The organism is Pseudomonas sp. LBUM1640, from assembly GCF_059716225.1.
Window position 1 is genome coordinate 1,022,151 of record NZ_CP166816.1, and the last position, 26,653, is coordinate 1,048,803.

Genomic DNA, 26,653 nt, shown 5'->3' on the forward strand with positions numbered 1-26,653 from the left:
CACGCGTTGCCTAGGGTCCTTTCCCCATGTTCAAGAAACTGCGTGGCATGTTTTCCAGCGATCTTTCCATTGACCTGGGCACTGCCAACACCCTTATTTACGTGCGCGAGCGCGGAATCGTTCTGAATGAGCCATCGGTTGTGGCCATTCGGACCCATGGTAATCAGAAAAGTGTCGTTGCCGTTGGCACTGAGGCCAAGCGCATGCTCGGCCGAACACCAGGCAATATTGCTGCCATTCGTCCGATGAAAGACGGCGTGATCGCCGACTTCAGTGTCTGCGAGAAGATGCTGCAGTACTTCATCAACAAAGTTCACGAAAACAGTTTCCTGCAGCCCAGCCCTCGTGTGCTGATCTGCGTTCCGTGCAAGTCCACCCAGGTTGAGCGTCGTGCCATCCGTGAATCGGCCCTTGGTGCCGGTGCCCGTGAAGTGTTCCTGATCGAAGAGCCAATGGCTGCCGCGATCGGTGCCGGCCTGCCGGTTGAAGAAGCGCGCGGTTCGATGGTGGTGGATATCGGCGGTGGTACTACCGAAATCGCCCTGATTTCCCTGAACGGTGTGGTGTATGCCGAATCCGTACGCGTAGGCGGCGATCGCTTCGACGAAGCGATCATCACGTATGTGCGCCGCAACTACGGCAGCCTGATCGGCGAATCCACCGCCGAGCGCATCAAGCAGGAAATCGGCACCGCTTACCCGGGCGGCGAAGTGCGCGAAGTTGATGTTCGCGGTCGCAACCTGGCCGAAGGCGTTCCACGTGCTTTCACCCTGAACTCCAATGAAGTGCTGGAAGCTCTGCAAGAGTCTCTGGCCACCATCGTTCAGGCCGTGAAGAGCGCCCTGGAGCAATCGCCCCCGGAACTGGCTTCCGATATCGCCGAGCGTGGCCTGGTGCTGACCGGTGGTGGCGCCTTGCTGCGCGACCTCGACAAGCTGCTGGCCCAGGAAACCGGTCTGCCGGTGATCGTCGCCGAAGACCCGTTGACCTGCGTCGCACGTGGCGGTGGCCGTGCACTGGAAATGATGGATAAACACACCATGGACCTGCTCTCCAGCGAATAAGATTGCTCGGATGGTTCATGCTTCGCCCGCAGGCAGCACTTTGCAGTGCTGCCTGTTGGCGTTTATCTTCTTCAATCTGCATCCAGGCCGGTTTGATGCCGTATGAATAAAGAGAACATTTGCCTGGGAGGAGCGGCTTATTAAACCGCTTTTCGCCAAAGGCCCCTCATTGGGCGTGCGCTTATTGGTGCTGGTCGTGCTTTCGGTCGCGCTGATGGTGGTCGATGCCCGCTTTGCACTGCTCAAGCCCGTGCGTAGCCAGATGTCGCTGGTGTTGATGCAGACTTACTGGATCACTGACCTGCCGCAACGTCTCTACCAGGGCGTGGCCAGCCAATTCGGCAGCCGCACTGAGCTGGTCGCCGAGAACGAAAAACTCAAGACTGAAAACCTGCTGTTGCAGGGGCGCATGCAAAAGCTGGCGGCCCTCACCGAGCAGAACGTTCGGCTGCGCGAGTTGCTCAACTCTTCCGCACTGGTCAACGAGAAGGTCGAAGTGGCCGAGTTGATCGGCATGGACCCTAATCCGTTTACCCATCGCATCATCATCAACAAAGGTGAGCGTGACGGTGTGGTCCTTGGCCAGCCGGTGCTCGACGCACGTGGCTTGATGGGCCAGGTGGTCGAGTTGATGCCCTACACCTCGCGGGTATTGCTGCTGACGGACACCACCCACAGCATCCCTGTGCAGGTTAATCGCAACGGCTTGCGCGCGATTGCCAGCGGCACCGGTAACCCGGAGCGTCTGGAGTTGCGCCATGTGGCCGACACTGCCGACATCAAGGAGGGCGACCTGTTGGTCAGCTCCGGCCTGGGCCAGCGCTTCCCGGCGGGTTACCCGGTGGCGACGGTCAAGGAAGTGATCCACGATTCCGGCCAGCCATTCGCCATTGTGCGTGCCGTGCCGACTGCCGCTTTGAACCGGAGCCGCTACCTGCTGCTGGTGTTCAGCGACAACCGCACGCCGGAAGAGCGTGCCAACGACGCCGCACAGGCGCAGGAAGCGGAAGACAAGCAGAACGGCGCCGTGCCCACCCTTCCTGCCACGGTGCCCAAACCTGCGTTCGTCGGGCCGCCAGCACCTGCGGCAGCGCCGGCAGCGCCCGTTGCAACGCCTGTCAAGCCTGCGGCTCACAGCACGCGTGCCGCCAAACCACCAGCGTCGACGCCGGCTGCCACGGCCCCGGCGGCTAAACCGCCTGCTGCCGCGCCGGTAACCCGGCCAGCGGCCGCAGCCCCGGCCACCACGCGGCAGAGGGAGGAATAATGGCCGGTACTCATTCGCACAATGGCTGGCTCGTCTGGCTGACGTTCGCCATCGGCTTGCTGCTCAGCGTTTCGCCGCTGCCGCAATTCATGGAAATCCTGCGTCCTTTATGGCTGGCGTTGCTGCTGGCTTTCTGGTCACTGACCTTGCCGCATAAAGTCGGGATGGTCACCGCGATGTGCCTGGGCTTGGCGGAAGACGTGCTCTATGGCACCTTGCTGGGTCAGAACGCGTTGATCCTCACCCTGATTACTTTTCTGGTGCTGTCGTTGCAGCAGCGGTTGCGCATGTTCCCGATGTGGCAGCAGTGCCTGGTCATCCTGGTGATCTTCGGCCTGGCGCAGTTGGTGCAACTGTGGCTCAGCGCCTTGACCGGTAACCGCCAGCCTACGCTGGCGTTGGTGCTGCCGGCGCTGGTCAGTGCATTGCTGTGGCCATGGGTCAGTTTCGGTCTGCGTGGGTTACGTCGTCGCTATAAAATCAATTGAATGGATTGCGAGGCTCTGCCTGGTTATCGAACCCTACAGGGAGAGTCTGCAATGAATTCGCTTTATCTGGCCTCGGGCTCCCCAAGGCGGCGTGAATTGCTGACCCAGATCGGTGTGCCCTTCACCGTGGTCAGCGCCGCCATTGATGAAACACCTCTTACAAATGAATCTGCTGTTGCCTACGTCGAGCGCCTTGCGCGCGGTAAGGCTATGGCGGGTTTTGCTGCGCTTGAACGCACCGCGGGCACCTGCGTGCTGGGTGCTGACACGGCCGTGATCGTTGATGGGCAGATCCTCGGCAAGCCGGTGGACCAGGCCGACGCCTTGGCGATGCTGATGGCCTTGGCCGGGCGTGAGCACGAAGTGCTGACCGCCATTGCCGTCACCGACGGTTCGCGCTGCGAAACGCGCTGTGTAAGCAGTCGCGTACGGTTTCGCGGTATTTCTGTCGAGGAGGCTACAACCTACTGGCACAGTGGCGAACCTCAGGACAAGGCAGGCGGCTATGCTATCCAGGGGCTCGGTTCAGTGTTTGTCGCCGGGCTCAATGGCAGCTATTCCGCCGTAGTTGGCCTGCCGGTGTGCGAAACCGCGCAACTGCTCGACCAATTCGGCATACCCTGTTGGCAAAACCTTACCGCGCGCTGAACGTCTTACTTGCGCGCCAAGCCTTAAGCGATCGGTCACTATTGTGAAAACGCCTGAACGAGACCCAGCCATGAGTGAAGAGATTCTGATCAATATCACGCCGATGGAATCACGCGTGGCGGTGGTAGAGAACGGTGTTCTGCAAGAAGTGCACGTCGAGCGCACCCAAAAGCGCGGCATTGTCGGCAATATCTATAAAGGCAAAGTAGTGCGTGTATTGCCGGGGATGCAGGCTGCATTCGTCGACATTGGCCTGGACCGCGCCGCGTTTATCCATGCCTCGGAAATATCCCTGCGCGAAGGCCCGGCGGTCGAAAGCATCAGTGCACTTGTGCATGAGGGGCAGAGCCTGGTGGTGCAAGTCACCAAAGACCCCATCGGCTCCAAAGGCGCGCGGCTGACGACTCAGCTGTCGATTCCTTCGCGTTACCTGGTGTATATGCCCCGTACTGCTCACGTCGGCATTTCCTTGAAAATTGAAGATGAAGCCGAGCGCGAGCGCCTGAAAAAGGTGGTCAGCGACTGCGTGGCTGCCGAAGGCATCAAGGAAGCGGGCGGCTTTATCTTGCGCACTGCCGCAGAAGGTGCCGGCGCCGATGAAATCCTCATGGACATCCGTTACCTGCGGCGCCTTTGGGATCAAATCGGCGCGCAGATCAAAACCATCGGCGCACCGAGCGTGATCTATGAAGACCTCGGCCTGGCCCTGCGTACCCTGCGTGATCTGGTCAGCCCGAAGATCGAGAAGATTCGCATCGACTCGCGGGAAACCTTCCAGCGCACCACGCAATTTGTCGCCGAACTGATGCCGGAAATCGCCGACCGCTTGGAGCACTACCCAGGCGAACGGCCGATTTTCGACCTGTATGGCGTCGAAGACGAAATTCAGAAGGCCCTGGAGCGCAAAGTACCGCTCAAGTCCGGCGGCTATCTGGTGGTGGACCCGGCGGAAGCCATGACCACCATTGACGTTAACACGGGCGCGTTTGTCGGCCACCGCAACCTTGAAGAGACCATCTTCAAGACCAACCTTGAGGCGGCCACCGCCATTGCCCGCCAGATGCGCCTGCGCAACCTGGGCGGGATCATCATCATCGACTTCATCGACATGGAAGATGAAGAGCATCAGCGCCAGGTGCTGCGTACGCTTGAGAAGCAGCTGGAGCGCGATCACGCCAAGACCAATATCATCGGCATCACCGAGCTTGGCCTGGTGCAGATGACCCGTAAGCGTACCCGCGAAAGCCTCGAGCAAGTGCTCTGCGAACCCTGCAGCAGTTGCCAGGGGCGCGGCAAGTTGAAGACCCCGGAAACGGTTTGCTACGAGATTTTCCGCGAAATCCTACGGGAGGCGCGCGCCTATCAAGCCGAAGGTTATAGAGTGCTCGCCAACCAGAAAGTGGTCGATCGGTTGCTGGATGAAGAGTCCGGTAACGTCGCCGAGCTGGAGGGTTTTATCGGGCGCACGATTCGCTTCCAGGTCGAAACCATGTATTCCCAGGAACAATACGACGTGGTGCTGCTCTGATCCCCAATCGCTTTCTTTCTTCGAGACCGGCAGGCCTTTATCTGCCGTTCGCTAACTGCCTTGAGGGTCGCCCGACATGGAGCGTCTGAAACGCTTTTTTGCCGCTTTGACCCGTTGGGGCCTGGGCTTGTGCGCCTTGCTGCTGGTGTTGGCGGCGGTGTACGTGAGCCTGGGTCGTGAATTGACCCCGCTGGTGGCTGAATACCGCGCCGAAATCGAAGCCAAGGCCCAGGCCGCGGTGGACATGCCCGTGCAAATCGGCAGCCTGGAAGGGCGTTGGAGCGGCTTCGCGCCGGTATTGCTGGCCCACGACGTGATGGTCGGCGAGGGCAGCAGTGCTTTGCGCCTGGACCAGGTTGAAGTGGTGCCGGATCTCTGGGCCAGCCTGATGGCTCGCGAAGTACGCATTGCTCACTTGGAAGTCAGCGGCCTGCAATTGAGCATCAAGGAAGACAAGGATGGGCACTGGGCCCTGCAAGGCTTGCCGGTGCAGGATGACCAGCCGCTGGACCCGGAGCAATTGCTCAAGCGCATGCAGGTGGTCAAGCGTGTGTCTTTGCTCGATAGCCAGGTCACGTTGCAACCTTTCGAGCAGGCGCCGCTGACCCTGACTTACGTGGGCCTGAGCCTGCACACCGGCGGCGCCCGCCAACGTCTCGATGCCCGCCTGACCTTGCCTGATGGCCAGCCCCTTGCCCTGAGCCTGCGCAGCCGCATTCGTGCCAGTCAATGGAAGCAGGGCGAAATCGAGGCCTACCTGAGCCTGCCCCAAAGCGACTGGGCAAAATGGATTCCGGCCAAGCTGACCCAACAGTGGAAACTCACCCAATTCAAAGCGGGTGGCGAGTTCTGGCTGACTTGGGCAAAGGGCACTGTGCAAAACGCAGTGGTACGCCTCAATTCACCCCAGGTGAAGGGCAGCTACGCCGACCGCAAGCCCGTCCATATTGAAAATCTCGCCCTTACGGCCTACCTGCAACGTAGCGATACCGGCCTCAACGTGCTGTTTGATTCGCTTGCGATGAACATCGGCGAGACGCGCTGGGAGTCACGCCTGCAATTGCAGCAGCGCCTGGCCACCGACAAGAATCTGGAAGTCTGGAAGCTGCAGGCCGACCGCCTCGACCTGACGCCCATCACGCCGCTGCTGAATGCCTTGGCACCCTTGCCGGAAGGCTTTGCCAAAACCATTGAACACCTCAAAGCCACCGGCTTGCTGCGCAATGTGCTGGTGGATTTCCGCCCCCAGGACACCAGCGACCAAAAGGTCAGCTTTGCCGCCAACCTTGAGCGTATCGGCTTTGATGCTTACTCCGGCGCGCCGGCCGCGCGGAACGTGTCCGGCAGCATCAGCGGCGACTTGGGCCACGGCGAGTTGCGTATGGACAGCAAGGACTTTTCCTTGCACCTGTCCCCGATCTTCGCCAAGCCATGGCAGTACATCCAGGCCAATGCACGCCTGACATGGAAGCTGGACAAGGAAGGCTTCACGCTGATCGCTCCGTACATCAAGGTGCTGGGCGAAGAGGGTAAGGTCGCTGCCGATTTCCTGATTCGTCTGCATTTTGACCACAGCCAGGAAGACTACATGGACCTGCGGGTCGGCATGGTCGATGGCGATGGCCGTTTTACGCCCAAGTACTTGCCGGCGGTGTTGAGCCCGTCACTGGATGAGTGGTTGCGCACGGCGATTCTCAAAGGTGCGGTTGACCAAGGCTTTTTCCAGTACCAAGGCTCGCTGAACCACGATGCACTGCCGGCCGCGCGTAATATCAGCCTGTTCTTCAAGGTGCATGATGCCGAACTGGCGTTCCAGCCAGGTTGGCCTCATGTGAGCAAAGTCAATGGCGAAGTGTTTGTCGAGGAGAGCGGCGTGCGCATCCTGGCGAGCAAGGGCCAATTGCTCGACACCAAGGTCAAGGACGTCTATGTCAATATTCCCCATGCGCCAGCCGGCAAGGACAGTCACCTGTTGATCACCGGTGGCTTTGCTGGCGGTTTGGGCGATGGCTTGAAGATTCTCCAGGATGCGCCGATAGGCACGGGCTCGACCTTTGCCGGTTGGAAAGGCGAGGGTGACCTGCAAGGCTCGCTGGATCTGGACATTCCGTTGGTCAAAGGTACCGAGCCGAAAATCGTGGTGGACTTCCAGACCGACAAGTCCCGCCTGCAATTGGCCGAGCCGACCCTTGACCTGACTCAGCTCAAAGGTAATTTCCGCTTCGACAGCGCCAAGGGCCTGAGTGGTCAGAATATCTCGGCGCAGGCGTTCGACCGTCCGATCACTGCGCAGATCTTTGCCGATGGCAAGCCGGGCAATATCAGCACGCGCGTTGCCGCCAAGGGCCAAGTCACGGTCAAGCGCCTGACGGACTGGTTGAAAATCAGCCAGCCGCTGCCGGTGTCTGGCGATATCCCGTACCAATTACAGTTGACCCTGGACGGTGCTGATAGCCAAATGATGGTCAGCTCCAATATGAAAGGCGTAGCGGTGGATCTGCCGGCACCGTTTGGCATGCCCGCAAGCCAAGGTCGTGACAGCGTGTTCCGCATGACCTTGCAGGGCGCCGAGCGTCGCTACTGGTTTGATTACGGCGAGCTGGCAAGCTTCACCTTTGCCTCGCCTCCGGACAAATTCAACGACGGTCGCGGGGAGTTGTTCCTGGGTGATGGGGATGCCGTGCTGCCGGCTGGCAAAGGCTTGCGCATTCGCGGTGTGTTGTCGGAACTGGACATCGACCCTTGGAAAAAGCTGGTAAACCGCTACGCCGGCAATGATCCAGGCGGCAGTGCCAAGCAACTGCTCAGTGGCGCTGATTTCAAGGTAGGCAAGCTGACCGGGTTTGGTACACAGTTTGATCAGGTCAGCTTGCAACTCAATCGCAAGCCGGCTGCCTGGGGTTTGCAGCTCGACAGCCAGCAGGCCAAAGGCGCGGTGAACCTGCCGGATGCCAAGGGCGCGCCTGTTGCGATCAACTTGCAGTACGTGAAATTGCCGGCGGTGGACCCAACGGTACAGGCGGACGAGAACGCGCCGGACCCATTGGCTGATATTGACCCAAAAGATATCCCGGCACTGGATATCGCCATTGATCAATTGTTCCAGGGGCCGGACCTGGTGGGGGCCTGGTCGTTGAAGATCCGGCCAACCGCCAAAGGCCTGGCCTTCAACAACCTGGACCTGGGCCTCAAAGGCATGCAACTCAAAGGCGCCGGTGGTTGGGAAGGTGCGCCAGGCGATAGCAGCAGTTGGTACAAAGGCCGTCTGGATGGCAAGAACATCGCCGATGTGCTCAAGGGTTGGGGCTTTGCGCCAACGGTGACCAGCGAGGATTTCCACCTGGACGTGGATGGTCGCTGGCCGGGTTCGCCCGCCTGGGTTGGGCCCAAGCGCTTCTCCGGTAGCCTGGATGCGGCGTTCCGCAAAGGCCAGTTCGTTGAGGTGGAAGGCGGCGCCCAAGCCCTGCGGGTGTTTGGTTTGCTGAACTTCAACTCTATCGGGCGGCGTTTGCGACTGGACTTCTCGGACTTGCTTGGCAAAGGCTTGAGTTATGACCGGGTCAAAGGTTTGCTGGCGGCCAGTAATGGTGCGTTCGTGACCCGTGAGCCCATCACCATGACCGGGCCCTCCACTAACCTGGAGCTCAATGGCACGTTGGACCTGGTGGCCGATCGGGTCGATGCCAAGCTGCTGGTTACATTGCCGGTGACCAATAACCTGCCGATTGCCGCGCTGCTCGTGGGTGCGCCGGCCATTGGTGGCGCGCTGTTCTTGATCGACAAGTTGATCGGTGACCGTGTGTCGCGCTTCGCCAGCGTGCAATACAAGGTGCAAGGTCCTTGGAAGGATCCAAAAATCACCTTCGACAAGCCATTTGAAAAACCAAACTGAGAGCCTGTGGAGTAGCATGGCCGCATGCCCTTTGCGGAGTGTCGGCCTATGTCTTTTGCGGTAATTCAAATGGTCAGCCAGAGCGATGTCCTGGCCAACCTGGCCCAGGCGCGTCGCTTGCTGGAGCGCGCGGCGGCAGGCGGTGCGAAGCTGGCGGTATTACCGGAAAATTTCGCCGCTATGGGCCGCCGTGACGTAGCCGATATTGGCCGTGCCGAAGCATTAGGTGACGGCCCGATCCTGCCATGGTTGAAACAGACCGCCCGCGACCTCACCTTATGGATAGTGGCCGGCACTTTGCCGTTGCCGCCCAAGGACCAACCCAACGCCAAGTCCAACGCCTGCTCGCTGCTGATCGACGATCAGGGCGAAATTGTTGCCCGTTACGACAAGCTGCACCTGTTCGATGTCGACGTGGCGGACGCTCGAGGTCGTTATCGCGAATCCGACGACTATGCTTTCGGTGGCAATGTGGTGGTAGCGGACACGCCGGTGGGGCGCTTGGGCCTGACGGTGTGCTACGACTTGCGCTTTCCCGAGCTGTACAGCGAATTGCGCGCGGCGGGGGCTGAATTGATTACCGCGCCCTCGGCCTTTACGGCGGTGACCGGTGCTGCGCATTGGGATGTGCTGATTCGTGCGCGAGCCATCGAAACCCAGTGCTACCTGCTGGCGGCCGCTCAAGGCGGCATACACCCCGGCCCGCGGGAAACCTTTGGCCACGCGGCGATTGTCGACCCTTGGGGGCGCGTACTGACACAACAGGATCAAGGCGAAGCGGTGTTATTGGCCGAACGCGATAGCAGTGAGCAAGCGTCGATACGGGCGCGCATGCCGGTGGTCAACCATCGGCGCTTTTTTTCGCAGGGCGCGCAGCGGCCTGCCTCGGAATGATGAATTTAAGGCCAAACCTATGAGCGAGTTGTTGTCCTCAGTCAGTGAACACCTCCTGGCACCCGGTGGCGTGACCATCGAAAGTTTGCAAACCGTGCTCGGCGATCTGGCCGGGCCAGGCATCGACGCAGCCGACCTGTATTTCCAAGGGCAGATTTCCGAATCCTGGGCCCTCGAAGACGGCATCGTCAAGGAAGGCAGCTTCAACCTTGATCAAGGCGTGGGCGTGCGCGCGCAATCCGGTGAAAAGACCGGTTTTGCCTACAGCAACGCAATCACCCTTGAAGCCCTGGGCCTGGCGGCGCGTGCGGCACGCTCGATTTCCCGTGCGGGCCAGAACGGCACGGTGCAGGCATTCAGCACTCAGGACGTGGCGCAGTTGTATGCGCCGGACAACCCCCTGGAGGTGATCAGCCGTGCGGAAAAGGTTGAATTGCTCAAGCGTATCGACGCCGCTACCCGCGCCCTCGACCCGCGTATCCAGCGAGTCACCGTGAGCATGGCCGGTGTGTGGGAACGCATTCTGGTGGCGTCCACCGACGGCGGCCTGGCCGCGGATGTGCGGCCGCTGGTGCGGTTCAATGTCAGCGTGATCGTCGAGCAAAATGGTCGCCGCGAACGCGGTGGTCATGGCGGGGGCGGGCGTACGGACTATCGTTATTTCCTCGCTGAAGACCGCGCCATGGGCTACGCCCGTGAAGCGCTGCGCCAGGCACTGGTCAACCTGGAGGCCATTCCGGCGCCGGCCGGTACATTCCCGGTGGTATTGGGTTCGGGTTGGTCCGGGGTTCTGCTCCACGAAGCGGTGGGCCACGGCCTGGAAGGCGACTTCAACCGCAAGGGCAGCTCAGCCTACAGCGGTCGCATGGGTGAAATGGTCGCCTCCAAGTTGTGCACCATTGTTGATGACGGCACCCTGGCTGGTCGCCGTGGCTCGCTGAGCGTCGACGACGAAGGCACGCCCACCGAATGCACCACGCTGATTGAAAACGGCGTGCTCAAGGGCTACATGCAAGACAAGCTCAATGCTCGTCTGATGGGCGTTGCGCGTACCGGTAACGGCCGTCGCGAGTCCTACGCGCACCTGCCGATGCCGCGTATGACCAACACCTACATGCTCGGTGGCGAAAGCGACCCGGCGGAGATCATCGCCTCGGTAAAACGCGGGATCTACTGCGCGAACCTCGGCGGCGGCCAGGTGGACATCACCAGCGGTAAGTTCGTGTTCTCCACCAGCGAGGCGTACCTGATCGAAGACGGCAAGATTACCGCGCCGGTCAAAGGGGCGACGTTGATTGGTAATGGGCCGGAAGCCATGAGCAAGGTGTCGATGGTCGGTAACGACCTGTCGCTGGACAGCGGCGTGGGCACGTGCGGCAAGGATGGGCAGTCGGTGCCAGTCGGCGTTGGCCAGCCAACCTTGAAGATTGATGCGATCACCGTGGGTGGCACGGGGTCGTAAGAGGTGGAGCTTCGGGTGGCGCAGAACGCCACCCGGGGAAGAGGATCAGCGCAGGCCGCGTTGAGTCTCGTCCAGCTCACGGATGTACTTGAAGATTTTACGGCTGGTGGCGGGCGCTTTGTTGTGCGCCTGCTCGTGCTGGGCCTGACGGATCAGGGAGCGCAATTGCTGGCGGTCCGCATCCGGGTAGTCCAACACGAATTTCTCCAGCACTGCGTCATCGCCCGAGATCAGGCGGTCACGCCAACGTTCCAGGTTATGGAAACGTTCGTTGTACTGGCGAGTGGAGGCATCGGTTTGATCAAGCAAAGCCAGAATGGCGTCAATGTCCTGATCGCGCATCAGCTTGCCGATAAACATGATGTGCCGTTTACGCGCGATATTTGCGGTGTGCTTGGGTGCATCCGCAAGTGCTCGGCGCATTTCGTCAGTCAGTGGCAATTTTGCAATCAAGTCTTTCTTGAGCGTTATAAGGCGCTCGCCGAGGTCAACCAGAGCATGCAGCTCACGTTTGACCTGGGTTTTGCTTTTCTCCCCATCGAGGGAGTCGTCGTAAGAATCAACCATGGTGGCAGTCCGCAAAGAAACGCCGCCATGATAACCAGTCGGGGGCCGCTTGTCCGGCCCGGTCGCTCGATGGCCTTAACCGAAAGCAGAATTTGAGTGGAGAAAACCATGAGTGCAGCCCAAAGCGTCGGTCCGCAAGCGTTACCGGCACTGCAGGAACAAGTCGAGCAGATCCTTGCCGAGGCCAAGCGCCAGGGTGCCAGTGCCTGTGAAGTGGCGGTGTCGCTGGAGCAGGGGCTGTCGACGTCGGTGCGCCAGCGGGAAGTGGAAACCGTCGAATTCAATCGCGACCAAGGTTTTGGCATCACATTGTATCTGGGGCAGCGCAAGGGCTCGGCCAGCACGTCGGCCAGCGGGCCGGAAGCGATTCGCGAGACTGTCGCTGCTGCATTGGCGATTGCCAAGCACACGTCCGAAGATGAGAGCTCGGGCTTGGCTGACAAGGCGCTGATGGCCAAGGATTTGAAGGATTTCGACCTGTTTCACGCGTGGGACATCACGCCAGAACAAGCGATCGAACAGGCGCTGACCTGCGAAGCGGCGGCATTTGATGCGGATCCTCGTATCAAGAATGCTGACGGCACCACCTTGAGCACGCACCAGGGCTGCCGCGTATACGGCAACAGCCACGGTTTTATTGGCGGTTACGCCTCCACTCGCCACAGCTTGAGCTGCGTGATGATCGCCGAAGCCGATGGCCAGATGCAGCGTGATTACTGGTACGACGTGAGCCGCCAAGGCGAATTGCTGGCGGACCCGGTGAGCATTGGCCAGCGCGCTGCACAGCGCGCGGCGAGCCGTCTGGGCGCGCGCCCAGTGCCGACTTGTGAAGTGCCGGTGCTGTTTTCGGCCGAACTCGCCGGGGGCTTGTTCGGCAGCTTTCTGGGGGCGATTTCCGGTGGCAACCTGTACCGCAAGTCCTCATTCCTTGAGGGCGCAATCGGCCAGAAGCTGTTTCCTGAGTGGTTGACCATTGATGAGCGTCCGCACCTGATGCGCGCCATGGGCAGTTCGGCGTTCGACGGTGATGGTCTGGCCACGTATGCCAAACCGTTCGTCGAGAAGGGCGAGTTGGTCTCCTATGTCCTGGGTACTTACGCCGGCCGCAAGCTTGGCCTGCCCAGTACGGCCAACTCCGGTGGCGTGCACAACCTGTTCGTCACCCATGGCGACGAAGACCAGGCTGCGCTGTTGCGTCGTATGGGCCGCGGCTTGCTGGTAACCGAATTGATGGGCAGTGGCCTGAATATGGTGACCGGTGACTACTCACGCGGTGCTGCTGGTTTCTGGGTGGAAAACGGTGAGATTCAGTTCGCCGTCCAGGAAGTGACCATTGCCGGCAATATGCGCGATATGTTCAAGCAAATCGTCGCGGTGGGTAATGACTTGGAGCTGCGCAGCAACATTCGCACGGGTTCGGTACTGATCGAGCGGATGACCGTCGCCGGTAGCTAAACCCCGCGACGCTCAATCAAAAAGGCGCGCCATCTTATAGATGGCGCGCCTTTTTTTATGGCTGTGTCACAAGTGGATTAAGGTGCCACTCTTGTTTTGATTCTCAATATCATTTAATAATAAATATCATTACCGAATGAGTGTGGCTCATGAGTTCTGTCCTGCATGAGGATCCGTACCTGGAAAGCTGGCGTTGGATGAGTCGTCAGATTCGCTGCGGCCTCGATCCCAATGAACCTCGCCTGATCGAACATTACCTCAACGAGGGGCGATACCTGGCGTGTTGCACCGCGACTCACCCGTGGACGATCGCCGAAACGTCCTTTCACCTGTTGATCGACACCGCCAGCGATATTGCCTTGCCCTGGCATTGGCGATCCATGTGTCTCGACCAAGCGTGGCGCCCGCTGCGCGACCTGGAAAAACTCTCTCACTGTGCCTGCCGCCTCAAGCGCTGGCAGACCTTTGCCTGGCAATTGGCGACCTGCGAATTGCTGCCTTCCATTTCTGTTTCTGACCTGGTGCAAGGATCCTCCGATGAGTAACACCCGTATCGAACGCGACAGCATGGGCGAACTGCAAGTGCCAGCCGAGGCCTTGTATGGTGCGCAAACCCAGCGCGCGGTGAACAATTTTCCGATCAGCAACCAACGCATGCCTGCGCAATTTATCCGCGCGCTGATCCTGGCCAAGGCCGCCGCCGCCAAGGTTAACGTCGACCTCAAGCAGATCAGCGAAGGGCAGGGCAAAGCCATTGTCGATGCCGCCCAAGGCTTGCTGGAGGGCGATTACATGCCGCATTTTCCGGTGGATATCTTCCAGACAGGCTCCGGCACCAGCTCCAACATGAACGCCAACGAAGTGATTGCGACTCTGGCCACACGGTTGTTGGGCGAGGCGGTCAACCCTAACGACCATGTGAACTGCGGCCAAAGCAGCAACGACATCATCCCGACCACCATTCACGTCAGCGCGGCGTTGGTGCTGCATGAGCAAACGCTGCCGGCCCTGCTGCATCTGGTGCAGGTAATCGAACGCAAGGCCGAGGAGGTTCACCCGTTCATCAAGACCGGCCGCACGCACTTGATGGACGCCATGCCGGTGCGCATGAGCCAGGTGCTCAACGGCTGGGCGCAGCAGCTCAAGGCCAATATCGGCCACTTGCAGGACCTGCTGCCGAGCTTGCAGGCCCTGGCCCAAGGCGGCACGGCGGTCGGCACCGGGATCAACGCACACCCGGAATTCGCGGCGCGTTTCAGCCAGCAACTGAGCAGCCTGACCGGGGTGAAATTCACTCCGGGCAAGAACCTGTTCGCGTTGATCGGCTCCCAGGACACCGCCGTCGCCGTCTCCGGTCAGTTGAAAGCCACCGCCGTCTCGCTGATGAAAATTGCCAACGACCTGCGCTGGATGAACTCCGGCCCGCTTGCAGGCCTGGGTGAGATTGAACTGGAAGGCCTGCAGCCAGGCTCCTCGATCATGCCGGGCAAGGTCAACCCGGTGATCCCGGAAGCGACCGCCATGGTCGCGGCCCAGGTGATCGGCAATGACACGGTGATTACCGTTGCTGGTCAATCTGGCAACTTTGAGCTGAACGTGATGCTGCCGATCATTGCGCAGAACCTGCTCAGCAGCCTCGAACTGCTGGCTAACTCCAGCCGTTTGCTAGCCGACAAGGCCATCGCCAGCTTCAAGGTTAACGAAGCCAAGCTTAAGGAGGCGCTGTCGCGCAACCCGATCCTGGTCACTGCACTCAACCCAATCATTGGTTACCAAAAAGCCGCTGAAATCGCCAAGAAGGCCTATCAGCAAGGCCGTCCGGTAATTGATGTCGCCCTCGAACACACCGACTTGCCCCGTAGCCAACTGGAAGTCCTGCTGGATCCGGAAAAGCTCACGGCTGGCGGCGTGTAATCACCGACTCTGCTTTGGAGGCTCACCATGGAGCACTGGAAACGCACGATCGAACGGGCCAATCGCTGCTTTATGCAGGGCGAACTGGTTGACGCTCGCGAGGCTTATTTGCAAGCCCTGGCGCTGGCTCAAGTGTTATTCGAGCGGTGGGCGGATGCCGACGAAGCAGTGGCGGCTTGCGTCATTTCCCATCACAACCTGGCGGACCTGCACCTGCGCCTTAACCAGCCCGAAGAAAGCGCGGAATACCTCTGCGCTATCCATCAGCGCCTGCTGCAGACCATGCAGGACCCGCGCCTGAGCCCGCAATTGCGCGAGGCGGCGTTGCGCCAGAGCAGCAAGACTTACGTCGAGTTGTTGAACTTCATCAGCGATCACGGTGAGTACCCGCGAACTCATCGCTTGCTCGGTGGCACTGCGGCGCAACCGGATGCATCGACCCGCAACAGTCCTTATTACGGAGCACATTGATATGTCTTACACCTTGCCTGCCTTGCCTTACGCCTATGATGCCCTGGAGCCGCATATTGATGCGCAAACCATGGAAATCCACTACACCAAACATCACCAGACCTATATCAACAACTTGAATGCGGCGGTCGAGGGCACTGAGTTCGCGGGCTGGCCAGTTGAGAAGCTGGTTTCCAGCGTTCAGCAACTGCCGGAAAAGTTGCGTGCTGCGGTCATCAACCAAGGCGGTGGTCATGCTAACCACTCGCTCTTCTGGGTGGTGATGTCGCCAAAGGGCGGCGGCAAACCCGAAGGTGCGTTGGGCAAAGCGATTGATGAACAGTTGGGCGGCTTCGACAGTTTCAAGGAGGCCTTCACCAAGGCGGCCTTGACCCGTTTCGGCAGCGGCTGGGCCTGGCTCAGCGTCACGCCGCAAAAGACCTTGGTGGTCGAAAGCAGTGGTAACCAGGACAGCCCACTGATGAGCGGCAATACGCCGATCCTCGGCCTGGACGTCTGGGAGCACGCCTACTACCTGCTCTATCAGAACCGTCGCCCGGAATACATCAATGCGTTCTACAGTGTCATCAATTGGCCGGAAGTTACCGCACGCTACCAGGCCGCTTTGTCCTGACATTTACCTCTATAACAAGATCTAAGGCCGACTATGGGCACTGAAACACTGGCGATCAGCAGCGGACGAATGTTTCGTTATGCGTTTGGCTCGCTGCTGCTATTGGCAGGCACTGCATTGCTGGTGGCCCACGGGCTGGCCTGGCTGGATCTTGAACCGCGCATCCTGCGTGCCTTGCAGGGCGGAGCGATCTGCGCGCTTGGCACGGCGCTGGGCGCGGTCCCGGTGCTGGTGATTCGTCGGATGCCGGTGGCGCTCAGTGATACTTTGCTGGGCTTCGGTGCCGGGGTCATGTTGGCGGCGACGGCATTTTCGCTGGTCGTCCCCGGTATTGCCGCCGCTGAGAGCTTGGGGCTTTCGCCTTGGGGCGCCAGTGGCTTGATCAGTTTCGGCATCATGTTGGGGGCATTCGGTCTGTACCTGGTCGACCGCAAGGTCTCTGGTGCCAGCCCGGAAATGCTGGTGGGCACGCCGGATAAACCGGTTATTCCGCCGCGAATCTGGCTCTTTGTGTTTGCCATCATTGCCCACAACATCCCGGAAGGCATGGCCGTGGGCGTCTCGGCAGGTGGCGGGATGCCGGATGCCGACAGCTTGGCCATGGGCATTGCCCTGCAGGACGTGCCGGAAGGTTTGGTGATTGCCTTGGTTTTGGCTGGGGCCGGGATGTCGCGAGTCAAAGCTTTTCTGATCGGCGCGGCGTCAGGCCTGGTTGAGCCGGTGTTTGCCGTCCTCTGTGCCTGGCTGGTGAGCTTGGCCGAAGTGCTGTTGCCTTTGGGGCTGGCGCTGGCCGCGGGGGCCATGCTGTTGGTGGTGACGCATGAAGTCATTCCCGAATCACGGCGTAACGGCAACGAAAAGCTCGCCAGCCTCGGGTTGTGCATCGGGTTCTGCTTGATGATGGTGATGGATACTGCGTTAGGGTGAGGCTATTGCGGCCTCACGCCTGTCTTAAACGGTGAGTTTACTCACCCTCGTCAAAGAAGTTATTGATCAACTTCACCAAAGCGTCCATCGCTTCCTGTTCTTGCTCGCCTTGCGTCTTCAAGTGAATCTTGGTGCCCTTGCCGGCGGCCAGCATCATCATGGACATGATGCTCTTACCGTTGACCATGGATTGCGGCGTGCGCCCGGCGTAGATCTCGCAGGGAAATTGCCCGGCAACGCCGACGAATTTGGCGGAAGCGCGAGCGTGCAGGCCCAGCTTGTTGATGATTTCAATTTCCAGAGCGGGCATCGCGGGGGTGTTCCTTTCAGCTAAGGTCGCGGTGGCGAACCTGGACGTTCTTGAGGGTTTGTTGCAGCACCTGGCCCAGGCGTTCTGTCAGGTAGACGGAGCGATGGTGACCACCGGTGCAGCCAATGGCAATGGTGACATAGGCCCGATTGCTCGCAGCAAAGCGCGGCAACCATTTGAGCAGGTAGCTGGAGATATCCTGGAACATCTCCTCCACATCCGGTTGCGCGGCCAGGTATTCAGCCACCGGTTGATCCAGCCCGGACTGATCGCGCAGTTCCGGCTTCCAATAAGGATTGGGCAGGCAGCGCACATCGAAGACCAGGTCGGCATCCACGGGCATACCGCGCTTGAAACCGAATGACTCGACGAGAAATGCCGTACCGGGCTCGGGTTGGTTCAGCAAACGCAGCTTGATGGCATCGCGCAACTGATACAGGTTCAGGCCGGTGGTGTTGATCTTGAGGTCGGCGAGATCAATGATCGGCCCTAACAGCGTGGTCTCGTCCTCGATGGCTTCGGCCAGCGAGCGGTGGGAACTGCTGAGGGGGTGGCGTCGGCGGGTCTCGGAGAAGCGCTTGAGCAGCGTTTCCTCGTCGGCATCCAGGTACAGCACGTCGCAATGAATATGCTTGGCACGTACTTCCTCGAGCAATTGCGGGAATCGCTCAAGGTGGCTGGGCAGGTTACGGGCATCGATCGAAACGGCAACCAGAGGTTGCGCCAGTTCCGTGTGGATCAGCGCGCGCTCCGCCAGTTCCGGCAGCAGGCCCGCGGGCAGGTTATCAATGCAATAGAAGCCGTTGTCCTCAAGAACGTTGAGGGCAGTACTTTTACCCGAGCCGGAGCGGCCGCTGACGATGATCAAACGCATGATTACTGCCCGTTTTGTTCATCCAGGACAACCTGATAGAGCGCCTCGTTGCTGCTGGCACTGCGCAGTTTGTCGCGTACTTCCTTGCGGTCGAGCATGCTGGCAATCTGCCGGAGCAGTTCCAGGTGCGCATCGGTGGCGGCTTGCGGGACCAGCAGAACGAACAGCAGGTCGACCGGCGCGCCGTCGATGGCGTCGAAATCGATTGGGGCGTCGAGGTGCAGCAGGGCACTCACTGGCGCTTCACAGCCTTGCAGGCGGCAGTGTGGAATCGCGATACCGTTGCCAAAACCGGTTGAACCAAGTTTTTCACGGGCGATAAGTGCCTCATACACAGCTTGCGTATCCAGTTCGGGCACTTCGCGGCCGATCAGGTTGGCAATTTGTTCGAGGGCGCGCTTTTTACTGCCGCCCGGCACGTTCACGAGGGAACGGCCGGGGGTCAGGATGGTTTCAAGTCGGATCATGGGTGGGGAGTGTTAGCGGCCTGTGCCCTGAAGAAGGCTCTGCTGCTTTTCCTTATGCTTTTTAAGTTGGCGGTCAAGCTTGTCAGTCAAGGCATCAATTGATGCATACATGTCTTCATGCTCGGCATTGGCGACTACTTCGCCGCCGGGAATCTGGAGGGTCGCCTCGATTTTCTGCTGGAGTTTGTCGACCTTCATGATCACTTGCACATTGGTGATCTTGTCAAAATGACCCTCAAGCCGCTTCAGCTTCTGCTCGACATATTCGCGCAATGGAGGGGTGACTTCTACATGGTGTCCACTGATGTTGACTTGCATACAGCTTCTCCTTCGTTGCCAGTGCATAAAGCGACGGGTAGGAATACCCGCCACTGGAACGCTATGGCCCGCCCGTCACATCAAACGCTTACGCTCGCTGGAAGGCGCGATCCCGAGGGACTCGCGGTACTTGGCGACGGTTCGACGGGCGACCTGAATGCCTTGTGCCTCCAGTAAACCAGCGATCTTACTGTCACTCAATGGCTTTTTCTGATTTTCCGCGGCAACCAGTTTTTTGATGATCGCGCGGATCGCCGTGGACGAGCATTCGCCGCCCTCGGAGGTGCTGACGTGGCTGGAGAAAAAGTATTTCAACTCATAAATACCCCGTGGGGTATGCATGAATTTTTGCGTGGTCACCCGCGAAATCGTCGATTCGTGCATGCCCACCGCTTCGGCGATGTCATGCAGCACCAGCGGTTTCATGGCCTCGTCGCCATATTCCAGGAAGCCGCGCTGGTGCTCGACGATCTGGGTAGCCACTTTCATCAGGGTTTCGTTGCGGCTTTGCAGGCTCTTGATGAACCAGCGCGCTTCCTGCAACTGGTTGCGCATGAAGGTGTTGTCGGCGCTGGTGTCGGCGCGGCGCACAAAGCCTGCGTATTGCGGGTTGACGCGCAGGCGTGGCACCGATTCCTGGTTCAGCTCCACCAGCCAGCGCTCATTGTCCTTGCGCACGATCACATCGGGCACGACATACTCGGCTTCGCTGGACTCGATCTGCGAGCCTGGGCGAGGGTTGAGGCTCTGTACCAGCTCGATGACCTGGCGCAGGTCATCTTCCTTGAGCTTCATGCGGCGCATCAACTGGCTGTAGTCGCGGCTGCCCAGCAGGTCGATGTAGTCGGTGACCAGGCGCTGGGCCTCGGCAAGCCAAGGGGTCTTGGCGGGCAGTTGACGCAGTTGCAGCTGCAGGCATTCGCTGAGGGTGCGGGCACCAATGCCGGCAGGCTCGAATTGTTGGATGCGGTGCAGGACGGCTTCGATTTCGTCCAGCTCAATGTCCAGCTCCGGGTCGAACGCCTCGAGAATTTCATCGAGGGTTTCGTCCAGGTAGCCCTGGTTATTGATGCAGTCGATCAGGGTGACGGCGATCAGGCGATCAGTGTCGGACATCGGTGCCAGGTTCAGCTGCCACAGCAAATGGCTCTGCAGGCTCTCGCCGGCGGACGTGCGGGTGGTGAAATCCCACTCGTCATCATCGTTGCTCGGCAGGCTGCTGGCGCTGGTCTGGTAGACGTCTTCCCACGCGGTGTCCACGGGAAGCTCGTTGGGAATGCGCTCGTTCCATTCGCCTTCCTCAAGGTTGTCCACCGTAGGGGCGGTTTCCTGATAGGAGGGTTCCTGCACGTCGGCGTTGGGTTTTTGCTCGATGTTGTCGGCCAGCGGGTCTGCATTATCGAAGTCGTCGCCTTCTTCCTGGCGTTCGAGCATCGGATTGGACTCCAGGGCCTCCTGGATTTCCTGTTGCAGGTCCAGGGTCGACAATTGGAGCAGGCGGATGGCCTGTTGCAGCTGCGGTGTCATCGTCAGCTGCTGGCCCATTCTCAGGACTAGCGATGGTTTCATGGCAGGGGCTTAACACCTTATTCGCCGGCGCAATGCGCCATCCACGACAGGGCGCGTGAGCGCCAAACATAAGCAAATTATATGCCTGATATCGGGGGCTTTGCCTAGAGCGCGGTAACAATAAAAAAATGGAGGTTTTTATTGACTCCCGCGCGCCTTGGCGAATGGCCAGACACCACAGTGCTTACAGGCGGAACTCGTGGCCCAGGTACACTTCCTTGACCAGTTCGTTAGCCAGGATGGTGGCGGAGTCGCCTTCGGCGATCAGCTGGCCATCGTTGACGATATAAGCTGTTTCACAGATATCGAGGGTCTCACGGACGTTGTGGTCGGTGATCAGCACGCCGATACCCTTGGCCTTGAGGTGATGGATGATCTGCTTGATGTCGCCAACCGAGATCGGGTCGACGCCGGCAAACGGTTCGTCCAGCAGGATGAATTTCGGTGCAGTGGCCAGGGCGCGGGCGATTTCGACGCGACGACGCTCACCACCGGACAAACTCATGCCCAGGTTGTCACGAATGTGGTTGATGTGGAATTCCTGCAGCAGGCTTTCCAGCTCCTTGCGACGGCCGTCACGGTCGAGTTCCTTGCGGGTCTCGAGGATCGCCATGATGTTATCGGCAACCGACAGTTTGCGGAAGATCGACGCTTCCTGGGGAAGATAGCCGATACCGGCGCGTGCACGACCGTGCATCGGCTGGTGGCTGACGTCCAGGTCGTCGATCAGTACGCGCCCTTGATCCGCCTGAACCAGGCCGACGATCATATAGAAGCATGTGGTCTTGCCGGCACCGTTCGGGCCAAGCAAGCCGACGATCTGGCCGCTGTCGATCGACAGGCTCACGTCGCGTACGACCTGACGGCTTTTATAGGCCTTGGCCAAATGCTGGGCTTTCAGGGTTGCCATTAGTTCGCCTTCTTCGCGTCGGGTTTCGGCGCCGGCTTGGTCGCGTCAGCTTTCTGCTTAGGCTGGATAACCATGTCGATACGCGGGCGAGCGGTGGAGACCTTGGTGCCATTGGCGCGGCCGGCCTGGGCGATCTGTTTCACGGTGTCATAGGTGATTTTTTCACCTTCCGTGGTGTTGCCATCGGTGCTGACCACTTTGGCCTGATCGATCAGGACAATGCGGTTCTGCTGGGCGTGGTACTGGATGGTCTTGCCGTAGCCTTTCATCGGGGCAGTATCGGCAGGCGCCTGCTTCTGTTCGAAATAGGCCAGGTTGCCCACCGAAGTCACCACGTCAATGTCACCGGCCGGGGTGCGCGTGAGCGTCACCGTATTGCCGGTGATTTTCATCGAACCTTGGGTGATGATCACGGCGCCGGTGTAGGTGGCTACACCTTGCTTGTCATCCAGCTGCGCATCGTCAGCCTGAATGTGGATCGGTTGCTGGCTATCGTTCGGCAGAGCCCAGGCGCTCACGCTTCCCAGTGCTGCGCCCAGACCGAGCAAAATAGGGAGGGTTTTAACGAGCCTCATACTGTCCTCTTACGTTCGATAGCAGGTGTATCCTGCTTTCTTTCAAATACGCTTTCATTCCCTTGCCAGTCGATACACCGCCAGCGCCGTCGATTCTAACGTCTTGCTCGGTCTGCGCATATTGCTGTTGTGGGAAAACGGTCATGCGACTGCTGGTAATGATGGTGTCGCGGTTCTTGTCGTCAGTGCGCGCAACGCGCACCGAGTCGATCAGTTCCACCTGAGTGCCGCCCTTGTTCACCTCACCGCGCTTGCTGGTGACATGCCATGGGAACTCGGTGCCCCGGTAGAGGTTCAGGTCGGGATTGGTCAGCAGGCTGACATCCGTGGCCTTGAGGTTCTCGACTTTGTCAGCGGTCATTTCGTACTGAACCTTGCCATCGGGCAGGAACTGTATGGTGTGAGCGTTGATGGCGTAATAGGCGATAGCGCTTTCATCGACAGCCGCTACAGGCTTGTCTAGGAAGCGCTCCGGGCTGATATTCCAGTAGCCCACCGCCAGGAACAGCGCGGCGATCACTGCGAATAGCAGGAAGTTGCGAATCTTTTTGCTCAGCATAAAAAGCTCTATAGGTAGGCGGCGTGGGCCGCTTCAAGGCTGCCTTGGGCGCGCAGGATCAACTCGCAGAACTCGCGGGCAGCACCTTCACCGCCACGTGCGGTAGTAATGCCGTGGGCGTGTTCACGAACAAACGCCGCGGCATTCGCGACGGCCATGCCCAGGCCCACCCGGCGAATCACCGGCAGGTCAGGCAGATCGTCACCCAGGTAGGCGACTTGCTCATAGCTTAGGTTGAGTTGGCCAAGAAGCTCGTCCAGAACCACCAGTTTATCCTCACGGCCCTGATACAGGTGAGGAATCCCCAGGTTTTGTGCGCGGCGTTCCACTACCGGTGTTTTTCGACCACTGATAATCGCCGTTTGCACGCCCGCGGCCATCAGCATCTTGATGCCTTGGCCGTCGAGCGTGTTGAACGTCTTGAATTCGCTGCCGTCTTCGAGAAAGTACAGGCGGCCATCGGTCAGCACGCCATCGACGTCGAAAATCGCCAGCTTGATGTTTTTACCGCGTTGCAACAGGTCGCTGGACATTTACATCACTCCCGCACGCAGCAAGTCGTGCATGTTCAGGGCGCCAATCGGGCGGTCGTCGCTATTGACCACCACCAGCGCGCCGATCTTGTGGTCTTCCATGATCTTCAATGCTTCGGCTGCAAGCATTTCGGGGCGGGCGGTCTTGCCGTGTGGCGTCATTACCGCGTCAATAGTTGCGGTGTGGATATCGATGGTGCGGTCCAGGGTGCGGCGCAGGTCACCGTCGGTGAACACCCCGGCCAGTCGCCCGTCGGCTTCCAGGATCACGGTCATGCCCAGGCCCTTGCGGGTCATTTCCATCAGCGCGTCCTTCAGCAAGGTGCCGCGCTGCACGTGGGGCAACTCATCGCCCGAGTGCATGACATTTTCGACTTTCAGCAGCAGGCGACGGCCGAGGGCACCGCCTGGGTGGGAAAACGCAAAGTCTTCAGCGGTAAAACCGCGGGCTTCCAGCAGTGCCACGGCCAGCGCGTCGCCCATGACCAAAGCGGCGGTAGTGGAGGAGGTCGGTGCCAGGTTCAGCGGGCAGGCTTCATGGGCTACATGCACATTCAGATTAACTTCGGCGGCCTTGGCCAGCGTGGATTCCGGGTTGCCGGTGACGCTGATCATCTTGATGCCCAGGCGCTTGATCAGCGGCAGCAACGTCACGATTTCATTGGTGGTGCCGGAGTTCGACAGCGCCAGAATGATGTCGTCCTTGGTGATCATGCCCATGTCGCCATGGCTGGCTTCGGCCGGGTGCACAAAAAAAGCCGTGGTGCCGGTGCTCGCCAGGGTGGCGGCGATCTTGTTGCCGACGTGGCCGGATTTGCCCATGCCCACCACGACAACGCGGCCCTTGCTGGCCAGAATCATCTCGCAGGCGCGTACGAAATCCGCGTCGATATGGGCCAGTAAACCTTCTACGGCTTCAAGCTCGAGGCGAATGGTGCGTTGTGCGGATTGAATAAGGTCGCTGGATTGGCTCATGTCTGAAATCGTATAGCCTGACGAAAAGTCGGCGATTATAGCGGTAATGATCAATTCCCTCACGCAAGTTCGTCAGGCTTTATTCTGCAGTTGCCTGAGATTCGTCCCCAGCAGCGATTTTTCCCTGTCCCAAATCTGAACGAGCGCGGTTCCGGCCTTGGGGGCGCTGTACCAGCAGTGATATAGTTCGCCGCCAGTTCGGTCCGCCCAACCCATGTTGCTAATTATTGCGCATCTGTCGCAAACGAAAGTCGCAAGCGTGGTGTCTGAGTGAAAGGCTGCATCCCAAGGAGATTAGATGAGTGCCGATAACGCCTACGCGGTCGAGCTGAAGGGCCTTACCTTCAAGCGCGGGACGCGCAGCATCTTCAATAACGTCGATATTCGCATTCCCCGCGGCAAGGTCACGGGCATCATGGGGCCTTCCGGTTGCGGCAAGACCACCCTGTTGCGCCTGATGGGCATGCAATTGCGGCCTAGTGCCGGCGAAGTTTGGGTCAATGGCCAGAACCTGCCGACGCTGTCGCGCAGCGATCTGTTCGATGCGCGCAAGCATATGGGCGTGCTGTTCCAGAGCGGCGCGCTGTTCACCGACCTCGATGTTTTCGAAAACGTGGCGTTTCCGCTGCGGGTGCATACGCAGCTGTCTGATGAGATGATTCGTGACATCGTGTTGCTGAAACTGCAGGCCGTCGGCCTTCGCGGTGCCATCGACCTGATGCCCGACGAGTTGTCCGGCGGCATGAAGCGCCGTGTCGCCCTGGCGCGGGCCATCGCCCTCGATCCGCAGATCCTCATGTATGACGAGCCCTTCGTAGGCCAGGACCCGATCGCCATGGGCGTATTGGTGCGCCTGATCCGCCTGCTCAACGATGCGCTGGGGATCACCAGTATCGTGGTGTCCCATGACCTGGCCGAAACCGCGAGCATTGCCGACTACCTCTATGTAGTAGGCGATGGACAGGTACTGGGGCAGGGCACACCTGAAGAACTGATGAATGCTGATAACCCGCGTATTCGCCAATTCATGACCGGCGATCCCGATGGCCCGGTGCCTTTTCATTTTCCGGCAGCGGACTACCGCGCAGATCTTCTGGGGAAGCGCTGATGCGCAAGACATCTTTACTCGAGAAGGTTCGCCTTTTCGGTCGTTCCGGCATCGACCTGGTCGAGGTGCTGGGGCGTTCGACGATTTTCCTGTTTCACGCGTTGCTCGGTCGCGGCGGCATTGGCGGCGGTTTTGGCCTGCTGCTCAAGCAACTGCATTCGATCGGCGTGATGTCCCTGGTCATTATCGTGGTTTCCGGGATTTTCATCGGCATGGTGCTGGCGCTGCAGGGGTTCAATATTCTCTCCAGCTACGGTTCGGAGCAGGCGGTAGGGCAGATGGTTGCCTTGACGCTGTTGCGTGAACTCGGCCCGGTGGTCACCGCCTTGCTGTTTGCCGGGCGCGCAGGTTCTGCACTGACCGCCGAGATCGGTAACATGAAGTCCACCGAGCAGTTGTCCAGCCTGGAAATGATCGGCGTGGACCCGCTCAAGTACATTGTTGCCCCGCGCCTGTGGGCCGGCTTCATTTCCCTGCCTCTGCTGGCAATGATTTTCAGTGTGGTCGGTATCTGGGGCGGTTCGTGGGTGGCGGTTGACTGGTTGGGCGTCTATGACGGCTCGTACTGGGGCAACATGCAAAACAGCGTGACCTTCAGCGGTGACGTGCTCAACGGCATCATAAAGAGCATCGTCTTCGCCTTTGTAGTGACCTGGATCGCCGTATTCCAAGGCTATGACTGTGAGCCCACTTCAGAAGGGATCAGTCGCGCCACCACCAAGACCGTTGTGTACGCCTCGCTGGCGGTACTGGGCCTTGACTTCATTTTGACCGCCTTGATGTTTGGAGATTTCTGATGCAAAACCGCACTGTGGAAATCGGTGTCGGCCTTTTCTTGCTGGCTGGCATCCTGGCTTTACTGTTGCTGGCCCTGCGAGTCAGCGGCCTGTCGGCCAGCCCCACCGCCGATACTTATAAACTTTACGCGTACTTCGACAATATCGCCGGTTTGACTGTCAGAGCTAAAGTGACCATGGCCGGTGTAACCATCGGCAAGGTCACGGCAATCGATCTGGATCGCGACAGCTTCACCGGCCGGGTGACCATGCAAGTCGACAAGAAGGTAGATAATCTGCCGACTGACTCCACTGCATCTATCCTCACTGCGGGTCTGCTGGGCGAGAAGTACATCGGTGTCAGCGTGGGCGGGGAAACAGCCCTGCTCAAGGATGGTTCGACAATCCACGACACACAGTCGTCGTTGGTGCTTGAAGACTTGATCGGTAAATTCCTGCTCAATACGGTCAATAAAGACGCCAAATGAG

General features: G+C 59.5%; 28 protein-coding genes. 17 read left to right on the top strand and 11 right to left on the bottom strand.

Annotated elements, in window-relative coordinates:
* The first annotated feature begins 26 nt into the window (after positions 1-26).
* The 8 genes from mreB to tldD all read left to right on the top strand — a co-directional run bounded on the left by mreB (position 27) and on the right by tldD (position 11,243).
* Positions 27-1,064 (top strand): rod shape-determining protein MreB, encoded by a 1,038-nt coding sequence (gene mreB, locus ACA065_RS04510; RefSeq protein WP_002555108.1) that lies wholly within the window; start codon positions 27-29, stop codon positions 1,062-1,064.
* A 169-nt stretch (positions 1,065-1,233) separates the two neighbouring features.
* On the top strand, positions 1,234-2,331 hold the full coding sequence (gene mreC / locus ACA065_RS04515) for a rod shape-determining protein MreC (protein ID WP_497693483.1): 1,098 nt from the start codon (positions 1,234-1,236) through the stop codon (positions 2,329-2,331).
* On the top strand, positions 2,331-2,819 hold the full coding sequence (gene mreD, locus ACA065_RS04520; RefSeq protein WP_497693484.1) for a rod shape-determining protein MreD: 489 nt from the start codon (positions 2,331-2,333) through the stop codon (positions 2,817-2,819). The genes mreC and mreD overlap by 1 nt, the downstream gene beginning before the upstream one ends.
* A 51-nt stretch (positions 2,820-2,870) precedes the next feature.
* Positions 2,871-3,467 carry a Maf family protein gene (locus ACA065_RS04525; RefSeq protein ID WP_497693485.1) on the top strand — a complete coding sequence of 199 codons (597 nt, stop codon included), beginning with the start codon at positions 2,871-2,873 and terminating at the stop codon, positions 3,465-3,467.
* 70 nt (positions 3,468-3,537) lie between these two features.
* Positions 3,538-4,995, top strand: a complete 1,458-nt coding sequence (gene rng / locus ACA065_RS04530) for a ribonuclease G (protein ID WP_053254407.1) — start codon at positions 3,538-3,540, stop codon at positions 4,993-4,995.
* 76 nt (positions 4,996-5,071) lie between these two features.
* Positions 5,072-8,887 (top strand): YhdP family protein, encoded by a 3,816-nt coding sequence (locus ACA065_RS04535; RefSeq protein ID WP_497693486.1) that lies wholly within the window; start codon positions 5,072-5,074, stop codon positions 8,885-8,887.
* Between the two features lie 48 nt (positions 8,888-8,935).
* The gene (locus tag ACA065_RS04540) at positions 8,936-9,781 is read left to right on the top strand and encodes a carbon-nitrogen hydrolase family protein (RefSeq protein WP_497693487.1); all 846 of its coding nucleotides are present in this window, start codon (positions 8,936-8,938) and stop codon (positions 9,779-9,781) included.
* 19 nt (positions 9,782-9,800) lie between these two features.
* Positions 9,801-11,243: a metalloprotease TldD gene (gene tldD, locus ACA065_RS04545; protein WP_497693488.1), complete on the top strand. Its 1,443-nt coding sequence runs from the start codon at positions 9,801-9,803 to the stop codon at positions 11,241-11,243.
* A 45-nt stretch (positions 11,244-11,288) separates the two neighbouring features.
* Here tldD and yjgA read toward each other — a convergent pair whose 3' ends face one another.
* A complete protein-coding gene (gene yjgA, locus ACA065_RS04550) occupies positions 11,289-11,810 on the bottom strand; it encodes a ribosome biogenesis factor YjgA (protein WP_497693489.1) in 522 nt (173 codons plus the stop codon).
* 108 nt (positions 11,811-11,918) lie between these two features.
* On the opposite strand from yjgA, the gene pmbA reads away from it, so the two are divergent.
* From pmbA to ACA065_RS04580, 6 genes are all read left to right on the top strand, one after another.
* On the top strand, positions 11,919-13,265 hold the full coding sequence (pmbA, locus tag ACA065_RS04555; protein ID WP_497693490.1) for a metalloprotease PmbA: 1,347 nt from the start codon (positions 11,919-11,921) through the stop codon (positions 13,263-13,265).
* A 149-nt stretch (positions 13,266-13,414) separates the two neighbouring features.
* A complete protein-coding gene (locus tag ACA065_RS04560) occupies positions 13,415-13,810 on the top strand; it encodes a FagA protein (RefSeq protein WP_497693491.1) in 396 nt (131 codons plus the stop codon).
* Complete coding sequence (locus tag ACA065_RS04565) at positions 13,803-15,179, top strand: class II fumarate hydratase (protein ID WP_497693492.1); 1,377 nt, start codon at positions 13,803-13,805, stop codon at positions 15,177-15,179. The genes ACA065_RS04560 and ACA065_RS04565 overlap by 8 nt, the downstream gene beginning before the upstream one ends.
* A 27-nt stretch (positions 15,180-15,206) precedes the next feature.
* The gene (locus ACA065_RS04570; protein WP_497693493.1) at positions 15,207-15,650 is read left to right on the top strand and encodes a DUF2753 family protein; all 444 of its coding nucleotides are present in this window, start codon (positions 15,207-15,209) and stop codon (positions 15,648-15,650) included.
* 1 nt (position 15,651) lies between these two features.
* Positions 15,652-16,263 carry a superoxide dismutase gene (locus tag ACA065_RS04575; protein WP_497693494.1) on the top strand — a complete coding sequence of 204 codons (612 nt, stop codon included), beginning with the start codon at positions 15,652-15,654 and terminating at the stop codon, positions 16,261-16,263.
* Between the two features lie 33 nt (positions 16,264-16,296).
* On the top strand, positions 16,297-17,190 hold the full coding sequence (locus ACA065_RS04580; RefSeq protein ID WP_497693495.1) for a ZIP family metal transporter: 894 nt from the start codon (positions 16,297-16,299) through the stop codon (positions 17,188-17,190).
* A gap of 37 nt (positions 17,191-17,227) precedes the next feature.
* Here the strand turns inward: ACA065_RS04580 and ACA065_RS04585 are convergent, their stop codons facing one another.
* The 10 genes from ACA065_RS04585 to ACA065_RS04630 all read right to left on the bottom strand — a co-directional run bounded on the left by ACA065_RS04585 (position 17,228) and on the right by ACA065_RS04630 (position 24,280).
* Positions 17,228-17,500 (bottom strand): HPr family phosphocarrier protein, encoded by a 273-nt coding sequence (locus tag ACA065_RS04585; RefSeq protein WP_497693496.1) that lies wholly within the window; start codon positions 17,498-17,500, stop codon positions 17,228-17,230.
* Between the two features lie 16 nt (positions 17,501-17,516).
* Positions 17,517-18,374: an RNase adapter RapZ gene (gene rapZ, locus ACA065_RS04590; RefSeq protein WP_497693497.1), complete on the bottom strand. Its 858-nt coding sequence runs from the start codon at positions 18,372-18,374 to the stop codon at positions 17,517-17,519.
* Positions 18,375-18,376: 2 nt separating this feature from the next.
* On the bottom strand, positions 18,377-18,841 hold the full coding sequence (gene ptsN, locus ACA065_RS04595; protein ID WP_497693498.1) for a PTS IIA-like nitrogen regulatory protein PtsN: 465 nt from the start codon (positions 18,839-18,841) through the stop codon (positions 18,377-18,379).
* 12 nt (positions 18,842-18,853) lie between these two features.
* The gene (gene hpf, locus ACA065_RS04600; protein ID WP_017138237.1) at positions 18,854-19,159 is read right to left on the bottom strand and encodes a ribosome hibernation-promoting factor, HPF/YfiA family; all 306 of its coding nucleotides are present in this window, start codon (positions 19,157-19,159) and stop codon (positions 18,854-18,856) included.
* 75 nt (positions 19,160-19,234) lie between these two features.
* The gene (locus ACA065_RS04605; protein WP_497693499.1) at positions 19,235-20,728 is read right to left on the bottom strand and encodes an RNA polymerase factor sigma-54; all 1,494 of its coding nucleotides are present in this window, start codon (positions 20,726-20,728) and stop codon (positions 19,235-19,237) included.
* A 184-nt stretch (positions 20,729-20,912) separates the two neighbouring features.
* Positions 20,913-21,638: an LPS export ABC transporter ATP-binding protein gene (gene lptB, locus ACA065_RS04610; protein ID WP_003171806.1), complete on the bottom strand. Its 726-nt coding sequence runs from the start codon at positions 21,636-21,638 to the stop codon at positions 20,913-20,915.
* Complete coding sequence (lptA, locus tag ACA065_RS04615) at positions 21,638-22,213, bottom strand: lipopolysaccharide transport periplasmic protein LptA (RefSeq protein WP_497693500.1); 576 nt, start codon at positions 22,211-22,213, stop codon at positions 21,638-21,640. The genes lptB and lptA overlap by 1 nt, the downstream gene beginning before the upstream one ends.
* A complete protein-coding gene (gene lptC / locus ACA065_RS04620) occupies positions 22,200-22,772 on the bottom strand; it encodes an LPS export ABC transporter periplasmic protein LptC (protein ID WP_497693501.1) in 573 nt (190 codons plus the stop codon). Before lptC ends, lptA begins: the two co-directional genes overlap by 14 nt.
* 8 nt (positions 22,773-22,780) lie before the next feature.
* Positions 22,781-23,305 carry a KdsC family phosphatase gene (locus tag ACA065_RS04625; RefSeq protein WP_233893909.1) on the bottom strand — a complete coding sequence of 175 codons (525 nt, stop codon included), beginning with the start codon at positions 23,303-23,305 and terminating at the stop codon, positions 22,781-22,783.
* Positions 23,306-24,280, bottom strand: coding sequence for a KpsF/GutQ family sugar-phosphate isomerase (locus tag ACA065_RS04630; protein WP_497693502.1), 975 nt, complete (start codon positions 24,278-24,280; stop codon positions 23,306-23,308). It abuts the gene before it with no gap.
* A gap of 298 nt (positions 24,281-24,578) precedes the next feature.
* On the opposite strand from ACA065_RS04630, the gene ACA065_RS04635 reads away from it, so the two are divergent.
* Genes ACA065_RS04635 through mlaD form a run of 3 tightly spaced genes read left to right on the top strand, consistent with a single transcriptional unit; the run spans position 24,579 to position 26,652 of the window.
* Positions 24,579-25,388 (top strand): ATP-binding cassette domain-containing protein, encoded by an 810-nt coding sequence (locus ACA065_RS04635; protein WP_105520876.1) that lies wholly within the window; start codon positions 24,579-24,581, stop codon positions 25,386-25,388.
* Positions 25,388-26,185 carry a lipid asymmetry maintenance ABC transporter permease subunit MlaE gene (gene mlaE / locus ACA065_RS04640; RefSeq protein ID WP_094950435.1) on the top strand — a complete coding sequence of 266 codons (798 nt, stop codon included), beginning with the start codon at positions 25,388-25,390 and terminating at the stop codon, positions 26,183-26,185. Before ACA065_RS04635 ends, mlaE begins: the two co-directional genes overlap by 1 nt.
* Positions 26,185-26,652, top strand: a complete 468-nt coding sequence (mlaD, locus tag ACA065_RS04645; protein ID WP_005784855.1) for an outer membrane lipid asymmetry maintenance protein MlaD — start codon at positions 26,185-26,187, stop codon at positions 26,650-26,652. The genes mlaE and mlaD overlap by 1 nt, the downstream gene beginning before the upstream one ends.
* Position 26,653: the final 1 nt, after the last annotated feature.

Coding starts and splice junctions, on each gene's coding strand:
- mreB (WP_002555108.1), top strand. CDS start 27: ATGTTCAAGAAACTGCGTGGCATGTTTTCCAGCGATCTTTCCATTGAC.
- mreD (WP_497693484.1), top strand. CDS start 2,331: ATGGCCGGTACTCATTCGCACAATGGCTGGCTCGTCTGGCTGACGTTC.
- ACA065_RS04525 (WP_497693485.1), top strand. CDS start 2,871: ATGAATTCGCTTTATCTGGCCTCGGGCTCCCCAAGGCGGCGTGAATTG.
- rng (WP_053254407.1), top strand. CDS start 3,538: ATGAGTGAAGAGATTCTGATCAATATCACGCCGATGGAATCACGCGTG.
- ACA065_RS04535 (WP_497693486.1), top strand. CDS start 5,072: ATGGAGCGTCTGAAACGCTTTTTTGCCGCTTTGACCCGTTGGGGCCTG.
- ACA065_RS04540 (WP_497693487.1), top strand. CDS start 8,936: ATGTCTTTTGCGGTAATTCAAATGGTCAGCCAGAGCGATGTCCTGGCC.
- tldD (WP_497693488.1), top strand. CDS start 9,801: ATGAGCGAGTTGTTGTCCTCAGTCAGTGAACACCTCCTGGCACCCGGT.
- yjgA (WP_497693489.1), bottom strand. CDS start 11,810: ATGGTTGATTCTTACGACGACTCCCTCGATGGGGAGAAAAGCAAAACC.
- pmbA (WP_497693490.1), top strand. CDS start 11,919: ATGAGTGCAGCCCAAAGCGTCGGTCCGCAAGCGTTACCGGCACTGCAG.
- ACA065_RS04560 (WP_497693491.1), top strand. CDS start 13,415: ATGAGTTCTGTCCTGCATGAGGATCCGTACCTGGAAAGCTGGCGTTGG.
- ACA065_RS04565 (WP_497693492.1), top strand. CDS start 13,803: ATGAGTAACACCCGTATCGAACGCGACAGCATGGGCGAACTGCAAGTG.
- ACA065_RS04570 (WP_497693493.1), top strand. CDS start 15,207: ATGGAGCACTGGAAACGCACGATCGAACGGGCCAATCGCTGCTTTATG.
- ACA065_RS04575 (WP_497693494.1), top strand. CDS start 15,652: ATGTCTTACACCTTGCCTGCCTTGCCTTACGCCTATGATGCCCTGGAG.
- ACA065_RS04580 (WP_497693495.1), top strand. CDS start 16,297: ATGGGCACTGAAACACTGGCGATCAGCAGCGGACGAATGTTTCGTTAT.
- ACA065_RS04585 (WP_497693496.1), bottom strand. CDS start 17,500: ATGCCCGCTCTGGAAATTGAAATCATCAACAAGCTGGGCCTGCACGCT.
- rapZ (WP_497693497.1), bottom strand. CDS start 18,374: ATGCGTTTGATCATCGTCAGCGGCCGCTCCGGCTCGGGTAAAAGTACT.
- ptsN (WP_497693498.1), bottom strand. CDS start 18,841: ATGATCCGACTTGAAACCATCCTGACCCCCGGCCGTTCCCTCGTGAAC.
- hpf (WP_017138237.1), bottom strand. CDS start 19,159: ATGCAAGTCAACATCAGTGGACACCATGTAGAAGTCACCCCTCCATTG.
- ACA065_RS04605 (WP_497693499.1), bottom strand. CDS start 20,728: ATGAAACCATCGCTAGTCCTGAGAATGGGCCAGCAGCTGACGATGACA.
- lptB (WP_003171806.1), bottom strand. CDS start 21,638: ATGGCAACCCTGAAAGCCCAGCATTTGGCCAAGGCCTATAAAAGCCGT.
- lptA (WP_497693500.1), bottom strand. CDS start 22,213: ATGAGGCTCGTTAAAACCCTCCCTATTTTGCTCGGTCTGGGCGCAGCA.
- lptC (WP_497693501.1), bottom strand. CDS start 22,772: ATGCTGAGCAAAAAGATTCGCAACTTCCTGCTATTCGCAGTGATCGCC.
- ACA065_RS04625 (WP_233893909.1), bottom strand. CDS start 23,305: ATGTCCAGCGACCTGTTGCAACGCGGTAAAAACATCAAGCTGGCGATT.
- ACA065_RS04630 (WP_497693502.1), bottom strand. CDS start 24,280: ATGAGCCAATCCAGCGACCTTATTCAATCCGCACAACGCACCATTCGC.
- ACA065_RS04635 (WP_105520876.1), top strand. CDS start 24,579: ATGAGTGCCGATAACGCCTACGCGGTCGAGCTGAAGGGCCTTACCTTC.
- mlaE (WP_094950435.1), top strand. CDS start 25,388: ATGCGCAAGACATCTTTACTCGAGAAGGTTCGCCTTTTCGGTCGTTCC.
- mlaD (WP_005784855.1), top strand. CDS start 26,185: ATGCAAAACCGCACTGTGGAAATCGGTGTCGGCCTTTTCTTGCTGGCT.